Consider the following 13,118-nt stretch of genomic DNA (forward strand, 5'->3'; position numbering starts at 1 on the left):
GTCGACATCATTGACGATCATCAATAGACAGGCAAGGTAGATACAAAGGTCTATGGACAGGCCGGTAGCGCCGCTACTAGAGTGCGTCGATTGTTTTTCAGTTCGAGACTTCCGATGGCCAAGCCCTGCGATATTCACGATTACCAGCAACTCGCCCGCCGCCGCGTACCGCGTATGTTCTACGACTACGCCGATTCTGGCTCCTGGACCGAATCGACCTACCGCGCCAATGAGATGGATTTTAATAAACTGAAATTCCGCCAGCGCGTCGCCGTCGATATGACCAACCGCTCCACTGCAACCACCATGATCGGCCAGAAGGTCGCCATGCCGGTGGCGCTGGCGCCGACCGGGTTAACCGGTATGCAATGGGCCGATGGCGAAATTAAAGCCGCCAAAGCGGCCGAAAAATTCGGTGTGCCTTTTACGCTGTCGACGATGAGCATCTGCTCCATTGAAGACATCGCCGCCCATACTGAAAAGCCGTTCTGGTTTCAGTTGTATGTGATGCGCGATCGCGACTTTATCGGCCGGTTAATCGACCGCGCTAAAGCTGCGGGTTGTTCGGCGTTGGTGATTACGCTCGATCTGCAGATTCTCGGCCAGCGTCATAAAGACCTGCGCAATGGTCTGTCGGCGCCGCCGAAATTCACGCTCAATTCAATCCTGCAATTGATGAGTAAACCAGCCTGGGGTTTGCGGATGTTGGGCACCAAACGCCATGGCTTCGGCAATATCGTCGGCCATGTTACCGGCGTGGAGGATTTGTCATCCTTGTCAGAATGGACGGCGAAACAGTTCGATCCGAAGCTGTCCTGGGATGATATCGCCTGGATCAAAGAACGCTGGGGCGGCCCGGTGATTCTGAAAGGCATTATGGATCCGGAGGATGCCAGGTCAGCCGTCAAAACCGGTGCCGATGCGATCATTGTGTCGAACCACGGCGGTCGGCAATTGGACGGTGCGCCGTCGAGCATCGAAGCCTTACCGGCGATTCTCGATGCGGTCGGCAACGACATCGAAGTGCATTTCGATGGCGGCATTCGCAGCGGCCAGCAGATCTTAAAAGCCATCGCTCTGGGTGCACAAAGCACCTACATCGGCCGGGCGTTTTTGTACGGCTTGGGTGCGGCGGGTGAACAGGGCGTCACCGATGTGCTGAACATTCTGCACAGGGAATTGGATATCTCGATGGCGCTTTGTGGTGAGCGGGATATTTTGAATGTCGGCCAACACAATCTGGTGAATCCGCACGTCTTTGGCGCCTGATTCCGGTTAAAAATAGCGCCGCAGTTCTTCCCGGATTGGCATCGGTTTAACGGCCGGGACATTGGCACCGCCTGTGTTACCGGTCGGCACCCACAGCCGGCTGAACAGCAGGGATGCCAGGATGCGTGTGAGTTGTCCGCATACTTCGCGGGTATCGCTGCGGCACCAGCCGATCTTCAACATCCACCAGTGACTCAGAGTGTGCTCGCCGGTTCGGGTCTGCCCCAGTACATGAGCGTTTTCCAGTTGATAGAAAGCTTCGTCCAGATCGCCGTTTTGATAGGCGAAGCGGGCCTTGTTCATGGCGTCGAGAAAAGCCTGGCGGCGCGGTGTGAGGGGCATGCTGGCATTCCGGAGGTGGGTTGGAATGCCAGCATGAAGGCTACAGTCGTTGTAGCTTCAAGGGGTTAGTTGAGGCGCTCTTCCAAAAACGCCGTTAACGCCTGCCAGGAAGCGCGGTCGGCATCGAGGTCGTAATCGCCGCTGCCATAAACGGTAAAGGCATGGCGTGCGCCGCCGTGAATCTGGGCGTTGTGTTCAACACCGGCTGCTTGCAGCGCGTCGAGCAGGGCGGCGACATCGCTCATGCCGGAAACCGGGTCGGCGGAACCGTGTTGAATCAATACCGGGGCGCTAACGTCGTCGTAATCCTGGCCTTCAGGCAGGCCAAGGCCGCCATGGAAGGAGACAAAACCTTCGGTCTCAGCTCCGGTACGCGCCAGTTCCAATACGCCCGCACCGCCGAAACAGTAGCCGATGACGACGACGTTATCGGTACCGCCGGGAATGTCATCCACTGCATCCAGAGCCGCCGTTAAACGACGCTGAAAAGCGGCGCGGTCAGCGTACATTTCACCGGTGCGCTGCTGGTTTTCCTGCATGGAGGTGGGGCGGTTGTCGCGGCCAAAGACGTCGATGGCGAAGGCGGTGTAGCCCAGGCTGGCGAGCATCTCGGCGCGGCGTTTTTCGTAATCGGTCAGACCATCCCAGTCGTGAATAATCAGCACGGTGCCCCGGCTTTCATCCAGATTGCTGTTGTGGGCAACATAACCCTGGTAGGCGGTGCCGTTGATGGTGTAGTCGTAGTCGGTGCCGGTGATGTCGGCGCGGGCGCTGAGCACAACGGCCAGCGACAGGGTAAAGACGGCAAAGATTAACTGCAGCGGTTTCATGAACTTCTCCTCGGGATGAAGTGGTTGAAACAGTACGTGCCATCGCGATAGCCAGATCAGACTCGGCGCGAACAGCGGCAGTCTTTATACTCCGGTACACAGTCTGAACTATGAAGGTAGAACATGGCACTGTTACCTGCCGTCGAATTGCAAACCCATCCGGAACCGACCGCCACAATCATCTGGCTGCATGGCCTGGGCGCCGACGGCCACGATTTCGAAGCCATCGTGCCCGAACTCCAGCTGGACGATCTGGCGGTGCGTTTTATCTTCCCGCACGCGCCGTCTATTCCGGTCACCGTTAACGGTGGCATGCGTATGCCGGCCTGGTATGACATCACTGCCATCGACATCGACCGCACCATCGACACTGCGCAGTTGGAAGCTTCGGCCGACGCCGTCGATGCTTTTATCGCCCGTGAACGTGAACGCGGCATCGACAGCCGGCGCATTATCATCGCCGGTTTTTCTCAAGGTGGCGCCGTGGCCTATGAGGCGGCGCTGCGTCACCCCGAGCCGTTGGGCGGGCTGATGGCGCTGTCGACCTACTTTGCGACGGCTGAAACCAATCGCAGCAGCGATGCTAACAAAGCTATTTCGGTGCTCGCCTGTCACGGCATGTTCGATCCGGTGGTGCCGCAAACGCTGGGCAACAGAGCGGTGGATACGCTCAAGTCGCGAGGTTACTCGGTGGATTACCACACCTACCCGATGGAGCACTCTGTCGATATGGCGGAGATTCGCGATATCGCCGCCTGGTTGCGCCAGCGGCTGACCGCGCCGCTGGACTGAATCCGCTCAGCGCTGGCGCCGGTACAGCATCATGGTCAGCGGCCCGAAGATGGCTGTTAACACCGCCGGCGCCAGCAGCGACAGCGCAATGCCGGCCAGGCTGGGCTGACCGGCGAGAATATCGCGCAGCGCCGTCACCAGATGCGCGACCGGGTTCACGCCGATGGCTGCTTGCAGCCAGGCGGGCATGGTGGCTGGGTCGACAAAGATGTTGGAGGCGAAGGTCACCGGCATCAGCACCGTCCAGCTCAGCGTCATCACTGCGCCGGGCGTGCGCAACAGCAGGCCGATGGTGGTAAACACCCAGCCAATGCCAAAGGCGAACAGATTTAACAGCACGATGGCCAACACCACCGCGAAAAACCCACCTCCCGGGCGATAGCCCAACAGCATGCCGATAATGAACACGATCACCGAAGAACCGGTATAACGAATCACATCGCCGGCCATGGCGCCGACCAGTGGCGACGCCCGCCAGATCGGCATCGATTTGAAGCGGTCGTAGATGCCCTTGCTGATGTCGGTGTTCAGCGTCACGCCGGTATAGATGGTGGTGAACACCACCGTCTGCGCCAGGATGCCGGGCAGCAGAAACACCAGATATTCCTGTGGCGAGCCCGCCAGAGCACCACCGAACAGGAAGGTGAACATCACCGTGAACATGATCGGCGTGATCAGCACATCGAACAGCTGTTCCGGCACGTGTTTGATTTTCAGCAGGGCGCGCCAGGCGAAGGTGGCCAGGTTCGACAGCGTGCCGGGCAGCTCAGGTGCTTGTTGCTGCATCAGGGCATGCAGATCGGTTGGCGCTTTGGCGGTTTGGTTATCGAAATCGGTGCTGCGCAGTTGCTCGGTCATGCGGGCAGGTCCTCGCGGGTCTCAAGGTCCGATGGCTGGCCGGTCAGCGCCAGGAATACCTCATCCAGGCTGGGTTGGCCTAAACCGAAACTCGCCAGGGCAAAGCCGTTATCGGTCAATCCCTGCAGGGTTTTGCTGGCCAGAGCTGGGTCGGCGCAGGGCACGCTCAGCGACGCAGGTTCGGTATCGAAGCTGACGCTGGCCTGCAATTGCTGGCTGAGCCAGTCGCCGGCCGCGGGTCGTTGCGAGGCATCGGCAAGGCGCAGGCGTAAAACGCCCGAACCGACCTTCTGTTTCAGCTCGCTGCTGGTGCCTTCAGCAATCACCCGGCCGTGGTCGATGACCGCGATGCGCTCGGCCAGTTGATCGGCTTCTTCCAGATATTGAGTGGTCAGCAAGACGGTGGTGCCGGCAGCGGCCAGGGCTCGCACGATGTCCCACACCTGATTGCGTGAGCGCGGGTCGAGTCCGGTGGTGGGTTCATCCAGAAACAGCAAATCCGGTGGCACGATGAGCGAGGCGGCGATATCGAGCCGGCGGCGCATGCCACCGGAATAATGCTTTACTTCTTTGTCGGCGGCCTCAAGCAGGTCGAAACTGGCCAGCAGTGTATCGCTGCGCGCGCGTCCGGCCTGACCTTTAAAGCCCAGCAGACGGGCCAGCAAACGCAGATTTTCGCGGCCGCTGAGATCTTCATCGACCGACGCGAATTGGCCGGTCAGGCTGATGCGCTGGCGGATCGCCTGAGCATCCTTTACAAGATCTAGACCGAGTACCTGGGCCTGGCCGTCGTCTGGTTGTAGCAGCGTTGCCAGCATGCGCACTGTGGTGGTCTTGCCAGCTCCGTTGGGGCCGAGCAGACCATAGACACTGCCGCGCCGCACCTTCAGGTTGAGTCCTGTTACCGCTTGGGTGGAACCGAAGTGTTTATGCAGGTTTTGCACGTCGATGGCCCAGCCTTGCATAAGGCTTCACTCCTGTGAAAAACGGAGGCTTAACTCTAGGTGTTGACTGAAACCGTTGCCAGCATTTTTGATACCCTGACTAAGGCCCATTGCCGCCCTGTTTTCCGCCGGGCGCGGCCATTGAGCCTTGCTATACTGATGCTCTTTAATGCCTGACAACCTGGACCGTCACTCACTCATGGATGCCTCTCCTTCAAACAATCGATGGCGTCGATTGTTCTCGCTGCGAAAACCGACACGGGTTGCCAAAGATCAATATCTGGAATTCCTAGCCATTCAAATCTCCAGTCTGTTTTCATTGTTGGCGCATGTGTTTTTGGTGGTCTTGTATCACCATTACCAGGTAACGCCGATGGTGCTGTTCAGTCTCCTCAGCATGTCGCTCTGGATTCTGGCTATTGTTGCCAATCGGCAGGGTGAACATCTGCTGGCGGTGATACTGGTTTGCACCGAACTCTGTGGATACTCAATTGCAGCGGTCTATTTTTTGGGCCTGGAATTTGGTTTCCAGTTTTATCTGTGGCCAACCACCTGTCTGGCGGTCATTAACTCCCGGCTGGAGGTGCGCTGGGCGAGCCTGACCGGTCTGGCCTGCATTGGTTTATTTTTGGGTTTGAACCTGGCGTTTCCCGGGCAGCGCTATGACGGCGAACTGCTGCTCTGGGCGAAATTTCTCTACAGTGCCAATGTGCTGTTAGCGGCCGCGCCTTTGATCATGTCGGTGGTTTTGGTGCGGCGTCATTTCGAACGCCAGCGTCGTGATCTGGTCGAATTGGCCACGCGCGATGAACTGACGCAACTCTACAACCGTCGTTACCTGCGTGAATTTCTGCATCCGTGGCGCGCCCAGGCACGACGCACCGGTGCCAGCAGTGTGATCGCCTTGGGCGACATCGATAACTTCAAACCGATCAACGATGAGCTCGGTCATGAGGTCGGCGACGACGTCCTGCGTGGTGTGGCGGCTTTTTTGCTGGAGCAGGTGCGCGAAGAAGATCTGGTGTGTCGCTGGGGTGGCGAGGAATTTGTCATTGTCTTTGCCAGTACAACGCTGGCACAGGCGCAGATGATTTTACAGCGCCTGCATCAGGCCATGCCGCAGCAGCGTTTTATGGAGTCTGAGCGCCAGGTGACCATCAGTTTTGGCGTCACCGATTTTCAGCCGGAAGAAGATTTAAGCGATGCCCTGGTGCGCGCCGATCAACTGCTTTATCGCGCCAAGGCAGCCGGCCGCAACCGTATTGAAATAGCAGCGGGAACGGTTCCGGCCGAACAATCCTGAATGGCCGAAAATTGCATTATTCAGATGCCTGAATTTACGAATTCTATTGGCTGACAACTTGTGTCATATTGCCAACGGATTCCTTGCCTGAATAGAACGCCATGCGGCCGGCCAGACTAAAAATAACCAAGCCCCGCTTACAGCTGATGCTTATCTGCTGGCTGTTCTATATTCATATTCCACTGCTCAATGCAGCGACCATGACGCCTACTGTCTGGATGGTTATTTGTTCCAGTCAGGGTGTGCATTGGGTACAAGTGGACCTGGGATCGGACGAAGCACCCTCGGTCGACGATGGTTGCGACTGCCTGCTGAAACAAATGGATACCGCCAGCGTTGTTGTGATGGCGCCTCCGAAGCAGAGGGTTGTCGTCGCTGAGCAAACGCCAGTCGTTTTCTACGACAGCACAATTCTCTCCCATTATTCCATTCGCGCACCGCCCGCCCACTCATCCGTCATTCGTTAATTTTTGTGATTTCTTCTTACCAATAAATGATTGGTGCAGGTGAGTTATGGCTAAAAAATTCTTTTTATCGATGTGGCGTTGGCATTTCTACGCCGGCTTGTTTGTAGTGCCTTTTTTATTCGTGCTGGCAACGACCGGCATGTTGATGCTGATCAGCGAACCCTTGCGCGAATGGCAGCATGCGGATTTGTATCAGGTCACTGAGCAAGCGCAGACGGTTTCGCTGGATGCGCAAAAACAGGCCGTGGAATCCGAGTTAGATGGCACCGTCAGTTTGTTTATTCCGGCTCGATCAGCCGGGCAGAGCAATCAATTCAAACTGATAACGCCACAAGGTTCGACGCTGCGTGTTTTCGTGAATCCCTACAGCGGTCAGGTGCTGGGCAGCCTTCCCGATGACAGCGGTCTCTACAGCTGGGCCAATGATGTTCATGGTCAATTGATGCTGGGCGATACCGGCGACATGCTGGTTGAGTTGGCGGCGAGTCTGGCGGTTCTGCTGGTGTTCAGTGGACTTTATTTGTGGTGGCCACGACAGGGACGGACTTTGCGTCAATCGCTCAGTGTTCGTGGTAAGCCGAACAAGCGACCTTTCTGGCGTGATTTGCACGCTAATGTCGGTCTCTATTTATCAGCGTTTTTGCTGTTCTTTTTATTCAGCGGTTTGTCCTGGACCAACATCTGGGGTGGTCAGTTTGTGCAGGCCTGGAATACCTTTCCGGCATCAAAGTGGTCGGCGCCGCTGTCTGATAAAACCCATGCCGATCTGAACCATGGTGACCATAAAGAAGTGCCGTGGAATTTAGAGCAAACGCCGTTGCCCGAATCCACCGCTGAGGTCGACCATTCCAATCATGGTAGCCACGCGCATGGTGCTGCTTCGACAACCAATAGGGTTCCCGGACGCATCAGTCTCGACCGTGTTGCTGCGCTTGCCGATCAGTTGGGAATGGACGCTTATCAGTTAAATTTGCCGACCGATGATCAGGGCGTTTACACCCTGTCTGCCGATACCATGAGCGGCGATATTACCGATCCGCGCAATGACCGGACGCTGCATATCGATCAATACAGTGGTGAGGTACTCGCTGAGGTTGGCTTTGCAGATTACTCTCTGGGGGCCAAAGCCATGGCTGCGGGTATCGCCTGGCATCAGGGCGATGTTGGCGGGTGGAATTTTGCCTTCAATCTGTTGTTTTGCTGGTCGGTCATGTTGCTGTGTTGTGCCGCCGTTGTTGCCTGGTGGAAGCGTCGGCCGTCGGGCTCGGCGCGACTGGAGGCGCCACCGCAACCGGACCTGCCGATCTGGAAAAGTGCCGCTGTATTGCTGTTGTTGATGTCGCTGTTTTTCCCGGTCGCTGCCGCCGCTTTGCTGATCTTTTTGGTAGCGGATCGCTGGTTGTTACCGCGCGTTGGTTCGCTTCGAGCCTGGTATCAGTAACTGAAAAACGCGGCCGGTTTGGTCTTAAAAAACCGAACCGGCCTCGGTAGATTTATTGCAACCGGAAGAAAGAAACCGACTGCAATAAATCCTTGCTGAGCGCGTTCAGCGTTTCGGTGGAGCCGAGTGAAACGCGGGCGCGTTTGGCGTTGTCTTCACTGATACGGTTTACATCGCTGACGGTTTCGGAAATACCACTGAGCGTCGCCGCCTGTTCTTCGGCGGCGGCTGAGGTTTGCAAGGTCCAGTCTTTGATCTGATCAACGGCGCCGACGAATTGTTCGATGGTGCGACCGGCTTCACCCACGGTGTCGACGGTGGCGACCGACTTGGCGTGGCTGTCGCCGATCACCGTGACCGCTTCACGACTGCCAGAACGCAACTCTTCCAAGGTCTGCTGAATTTCTTCGGTCGATTGCTGAGTGCGATGCGCCAGCTTGCGGACTTCATCGGCGACCACGGCGAAACCGCGACCCTGTTCACCGGCACGCGCAGCCTCGATGGCCGCATTCAGCGCCAGCAGGTTGGTCTGTTCGGCGATCGCCTGAATGGAGCTGATGATGGCGGTGATGTTTTCCGCCTGACCATCGAGCTTTTCAATCACACTGACCGATTGTTCGATCTCGGTGGCCAGTGTCTGGATCGAGCTGATGGTGTCCTGCACCGTCTGGAAGCCGCTGTCGGCGGCGTCTTTGGCTTGTTCGGATACCGTCATCGACTGACTGGCGGCCTCCGATACCTGACCGGAAGCGGTGTGCAGTTCATCGATGGCGGTCGCCAGTTCGTGCATTTTCTGCTGCTGGTTTTCGGCATCGCGGAAGCGGGTTTCGGTGTCGGCCATGATGTCGTCGGCGGAACGTTTCAGATGCTCCGACAGTTCGATGACTGAACCGACGATGTCCGAGAGCTTGGTGTTCATCTGCGCCACCGCCAGCATGACTTCATCGACCTCATCGCCGTTTTCGCGCGCTTCGATGTGTTGGCTGAGATCGCCACTGGCCAGTCGCTGGGTCGCCTGAACAATGGATTTCAAGTCGCGCTTGATCTTGCGCAAGGTCCACACCGCCGCCACCACGGCAATGCCGATCAACACCGCCAGCGCCGCAATCAACACCTGTACCGTGGCCTGCTGAGAAGCGATCAGTTTGGCGGAGCGCAAATCGACCAGTTGGCTGTATTGCGTTGAAATCTGTCCGATCACGTTATCGACCGGTGCCAGCGCTTCCGTCATGGCCGCTTTGATGGCATTGCGCTCGTTCCAGGCGGCTTTGCCGAGCCAGGCGGTGGCGGCGTTGGCTGAGGCTTCTTCCAGCTGGTCCAGGCCGTTGTTGAATTGCTCAGCCAGCGTGCCCAGCGACAGGTCAGTCTGGCTCATCATCACCGAATCCCAACTGCGAATCAGATCTGGGTTCAATTGCCCGACCGTTTGCCGCAGCTCGGCTTCAGTGGCGTCGGCGGCATCGATGGCCGCCTGCAGTTCTTCCTCGCTGATGGCGCTGGCGAAATACTGGGGTCCCAATTCGGTAACCCTGTCGTATTGCTGATTCAGGGTCTCCCATCCCTGAGTCAGGTTTTCACTGAGTCGACGCAGCTGAGCATCCTTCTCGCTGTTGGCAATGACGGTATTGAAACTTGCGATGAAGAACACGGCGAGCACCAGCAGGGCCAGGATGAGGGCCGATACCAGTGCACTGATCTTCAACGTCAGGGAGATTTTTTTCATTCGTATGAGCTCAAGGAAATAGCGGCCGTTGCATAGAACATCGGCTTAAGCTGGGAAAAGCTTGAATGCGAAAGCCGTGCCGCTGCGAATTGTCTCTGTTATGGAAGCGATACCAGCGCGATCAGCTGCGATCTTTGCTGTATTCAAACGCTAGCGCTCCATAATGGAGCGTTGGGTGGCGCAGTATGTCAGCTTTGGTGCGCGTACGTCCGTCTGTGTTTTGTTACAGAAGGCTTATTTTGGTGATCGGATGAAACAAATGTTTCTCTAAAGCGGCCATATCGATCATTTGTTCACATTGTTAACAAACTGGCCTACCCCTTGCAGTGCATCGATCGCCATAACGACAACCGATGCTAATGAGGGGATCTACCATGAATAAGCGGACTTGGCTCAGCGGCCTGGCCGGCCTGATGGCTGCAGCCGGCGCCAGCGCGACCGATATCGACTTTGCGCTCGACTGGAAATTCGAAGGCCCGGCGGCGCCCTACCTGATGGCCATGGAGCGTGGCTATTACGAAGAAGAAGGACTCAACGTCAGCATCGATTCCGGTTCCGGTTCGTTGGAAGCCATTCCGCGCGTCGCCTCCGGCACTTACCAGCTGGGCTTTGCCGATGTGAATTCGCTGATCAAATTCCGCGACCAGAACAGCGCTGACCTACCAGTCAAAGCCATCATGATGACCTATGACGCGCCGCCGTTCGCCATCGTCGCGCGGCGCAGTCTGGGTGTTGAAACACCTAAGGATCTGGAAGGCAAAACGCTGGGTGCACCGGCTACCGATGGCGCCTATGCGCAATGGCCGATCTTCGTCGAGGCCAACGGCATTGACGCCGATGCCGTCACCATCGACAACGTTGGCTTCCCGGTGCGCGAGCCGATGCTGGCCCAGGGCGATGTCGACGCCATCACCGGCTTTTCGTTCTCGTCCTACATCAATTTGAAATCCAAAGGCACACCGGAAGACGACATCGTGGTCATGCTGATGAGTGATTACGGTGTCGATCTGTACGGCAACGCCATCATCGTTAATCCGGCTTTCGCCCAAGAAAACCCTGAAGCGGTGGAAGCCTTTATCCGTGCCACCCTGCGCGGCTGGCGTGACACCATCGCCGATCCGGAAGCGGCGGTGCAGTACGTGTTGCAGCACAACACCGTGGCGCGTGAAGCGGTGGAGCTGGAGCGTCTGCAAATGACCATTGCCGATAACATCCTGACCGACTATGTGCTGGAAAACGGCATGGGCGACATCGATGAAGACCGCATGGCCAACGCCATCGAACAAATCGGTCTGACTTACGAGTACAGCAACAAGCCGAGCGTCGATGACATCTTCACCGACGAATTCCTGCCCGCCATGGAAGAGCGGATGGTCGCACCCTGAGCGTGACCCAAACCCCGGCCGACGTGCCGGGGTTTTTATACTTCTTGTCTAAACACTTTTTATACCCCTTGTCCAAACACATAGGTCCAGCATGAGTTTTATCGACATTCAATCGTTGCGCCTGGGTTACGGCGGTATGGACGAATCCCAGCTGGTGCTCGACGGCATCGACCTGCAGGTCGAAGAAGGTGACTTCGCGGCCATCGTCGGCCCCAGTGGCTGCGGTAAATCGACCTTTATGAAATTGCTTTCCGGCCTGCTGATTCCGCAACAAGGCAGCGTCGTGCTCGATGGCGAACCGGTGACCGGGCCACGCGCTCAGGTGGGCATGGCGTTCCAGAACGCCATCATGCTGCCCTGGCGCACCACCCTGGAAAATGTGCTGCTACCGCTGGAAGTGGCGCCGGCAACAAAAAAAGATTTCCGCAAACGTCGGGCGCAATATCGTCGCCGTGGCGAAGAACTCCTGGCGGCGGTCGGTCTTAAAGGCAAGGGCGATAAATACCCCTGGGAATTGTCCGGTGGTATGCGCCAGCGCGCTTCGCTGTGTCGGGCGCTGATTCATGAACCGAAACTCTTGTTGCTCGATGAACCTTTTGGCGCGCTCGATGCGTTCACCCGTGAAGAATTATGGAACGTGCTGCAGGAGTTGTGGCAACAACAACGCTTCACCGTGGTGCTGGTGACGCACGATCTGACCGAAGCCGTTTATCTCTCGAACACCGTCTATGTGATGAGCGCACGACCGGGCAAGATTATCGAAAAACGCGACATCGATTTTGCCCGGCCACGGACGCTGGAAAGTCGTTATCAGCCGGAATTTGTCAGTGCTGTCCATGAATTGCGCGAGCACATTCGCAGTGCGCGCGCCGAAGATGGCAGCAGTTCTATTGGCTCCTTGCAGGAGGCGTCGTCATGAGTAACGCCGCAACGAAACGATCCTGGAGTCAGCGCTTATTTGGCTGGCTGGGACGCGAAGAAGCCATGTCGTTCTGGGTAACGGTCGGCTTTTTTGTGCTCTGGGAACTGATCTGTCGGTTGAGCGATATTCCGGTTTATTTCCTGCCACCGCCGTCGGTGATTGTGCAGACCGGTATCGAATTTCAGCGCGCCCTTGTGGTCAATTCCATTCAGACCTTGTGGACCACTGCCGCCGGCTTTGGTCTGGCCGTGGTGTTTGGTTTGATTCTGGGCATCGCCATCGGTTGGTCGCGGCGTTTGTATCGCGGTTTGTATCCGCTGATGGTTGGTTTTAATTCCGTGCCGAAAGTGGCGCTGGTGCCGATTCTGGTGCTCTGGTTTGGCATTGGCACCGTGCCGGCCATTCTTACCGCCTTTTTAATTTCGTTTTTCCCCATCGTGGTCAACGTCGCGACTGGTTTGGCGACCACCGAACCGGAAATGGATGATGTCTTGCGTGCGCTCGGGGCGTCGAAAATCGACCGCCTGTTAAAGGTGGGTTTGCCTGGAGCGATGCCGCACTTTTTCGGTTCACTAAAAGTCGCCATTACCCTGGCCTTTGTCGGCTCGGTGATTTCCGAAACCGTCGCCGCCAACTCCGGCCTCGGCCATATGATGTTGATGGCGCAAGCCAACTTCGAAGTGCCACTGGTGTTTGCAGGCTTGCTGGCGCTGGCCTTCGAAGGGGTGGTGATGTACGCCCTCTTCGTGCTGGTGGAAAAACGCATGACTGGTTGGGCGTTTCGCTCGCAGCAGTAAATTTCTCCCGGCGGGGTGCGTTCACAGCCCCCGCCATCTACACTG

The 13,118-nt window shown here is 57.1% G+C and carries 13 protein-coding genes; 8 read left to right on the top strand and 5 right to left on the bottom strand.

What is annotated here, in order from left to right; all coding sequences use genetic code 11:
* Positions 1-114: 114 nt before the first annotated feature.
* Positions 115-1,269 (top strand): L-lactate dehydrogenase, encoded by a 1,155-nt coding sequence (locus ABMA60_RS08895; RefSeq protein WP_392801716.1) that lies wholly within the window; start codon positions 115-117, stop codon positions 1,267-1,269.
* A gap of 6 nt (positions 1,270-1,275) precedes the next feature.
* Here ABMA60_RS08895 and ABMA60_RS08900 read toward each other — a convergent pair whose 3' ends face one another.
* Positions 1,276-1,611 carry a DUF3703 domain-containing protein gene (locus ABMA60_RS08900; RefSeq protein ID WP_392801719.1) on the bottom strand — a complete coding sequence of 112 codons (336 nt, stop codon included), beginning with the start codon at positions 1,609-1,611 and terminating at the stop codon, positions 1,276-1,278.
* Between the two features lie 65 nt (positions 1,612-1,676).
* Positions 1,677-2,441, bottom strand: a complete 765-nt coding sequence (locus ABMA60_RS08905; protein WP_392801723.1) for a dienelactone hydrolase family protein — start codon at positions 2,439-2,441, stop codon at positions 1,677-1,679.
* A 123-nt stretch (positions 2,442-2,564) separates the two neighbouring features.
* On the opposite strand from ABMA60_RS08905, the gene ABMA60_RS08910 reads away from it, so the two are divergent.
* The gene (locus ABMA60_RS08910; protein ID WP_392801726.1) at positions 2,565-3,233 is read left to right on the top strand and encodes an alpha/beta hydrolase; all 669 of its coding nucleotides are present in this window, start codon (positions 2,565-2,567) and stop codon (positions 3,231-3,233) included.
* A 6-nt stretch (positions 3,234-3,239) separates the two neighbouring features.
* Here the strand turns inward: ABMA60_RS08910 and ABMA60_RS08915 are convergent, their stop codons facing one another.
* Positions 3,240-4,091, bottom strand: coding sequence for an ABC transporter permease (locus ABMA60_RS08915; RefSeq protein WP_392801729.1), 852 nt, complete (start codon positions 4,089-4,091; stop codon positions 3,240-3,242).
* Complete coding sequence (locus tag ABMA60_RS08920; protein ID WP_392801732.1) at positions 4,088-5,056, bottom strand: ATP-binding cassette domain-containing protein; 969 nt, start codon at positions 5,054-5,056, stop codon at positions 4,088-4,090. Before ABMA60_RS08920 ends, ABMA60_RS08915 begins: the two co-directional genes overlap by 4 nt.
* 148 nt (positions 5,057-5,204) lie before the next feature.
* Here ABMA60_RS08920 and ABMA60_RS08925 point away from each other — a divergent pair, with 148 nt between their 5' ends.
* From ABMA60_RS08925 to ABMA60_RS08935, 3 genes are all read left to right on the top strand, one after another.
* Positions 5,205-6,338: a GGDEF domain-containing protein gene (locus ABMA60_RS08925; RefSeq protein ID WP_392801735.1), complete on the top strand. Its 1,134-nt coding sequence runs from the start codon at positions 5,205-5,207 to the stop codon at positions 6,336-6,338.
* Between the two features lie 146 nt (positions 6,339-6,484).
* Complete coding sequence (locus ABMA60_RS08930; protein ID WP_392801738.1) at positions 6,485-6,805, top strand: hypothetical protein; 321 nt, start codon at positions 6,485-6,487, stop codon at positions 6,803-6,805.
* A gap of 46 nt (positions 6,806-6,851) precedes the next feature.
* The gene (locus ABMA60_RS08935) at positions 6,852-8,246 is read left to right on the top strand and encodes a PepSY-associated TM helix domain-containing protein (RefSeq protein WP_392801741.1); all 1,395 of its coding nucleotides are present in this window, start codon (positions 6,852-6,854) and stop codon (positions 8,244-8,246) included.
* Between the two features lie 52 nt (positions 8,247-8,298).
* On the opposite strand, the gene ABMA60_RS08940 is transcribed toward ABMA60_RS08935, so the two are convergent.
* Positions 8,299-9,969: a methyl-accepting chemotaxis protein gene (locus ABMA60_RS08940; protein ID WP_392801744.1), complete on the bottom strand. Its 1,671-nt coding sequence runs from the start codon at positions 9,967-9,969 to the stop codon at positions 8,299-8,301.
* A gap of 374 nt (positions 9,970-10,343) precedes the next feature.
* On the opposite strand from ABMA60_RS08940, the gene ABMA60_RS08945 reads away from it, so the two are divergent.
* The 3 genes from ABMA60_RS08945 (at position 10,344) to ABMA60_RS08955 (ending at position 13,073) form a co-directional block, all read left to right on the top strand.
* Positions 10,344-11,354, top strand: coding sequence for an ABC transporter substrate-binding protein (locus ABMA60_RS08945; RefSeq protein WP_392801747.1), 1,011 nt, complete (start codon positions 10,344-10,346; stop codon positions 11,352-11,354).
* Positions 11,355-11,445: 91 nt separating this feature from the next.
* Entirely contained in the window at positions 11,446-12,273 is an 828-nt protein-coding gene (locus ABMA60_RS08950; protein WP_392801750.1) for an ABC transporter ATP-binding protein, read from the top strand.
* The gene (locus tag ABMA60_RS08955) at positions 12,270-13,073 is read left to right on the top strand and encodes an ABC transporter permease (protein WP_392801752.1); all 804 of its coding nucleotides are present in this window, start codon (positions 12,270-12,272) and stop codon (positions 13,071-13,073) included. The genes ABMA60_RS08950 and ABMA60_RS08955 overlap by 4 nt, the downstream gene beginning before the upstream one ends.
* The last annotated feature ends 45 nt before the right edge of the window (positions 13,074-13,118 follow it).

The organism is Saccharospirillum sp. HFRX-2 (genome assembly GCF_043196805.1).
Lineage (GTDB): Bacteria > Pseudomonadota > Gammaproteobacteria > Pseudomonadales > Natronospirillaceae > Saccharospirillum.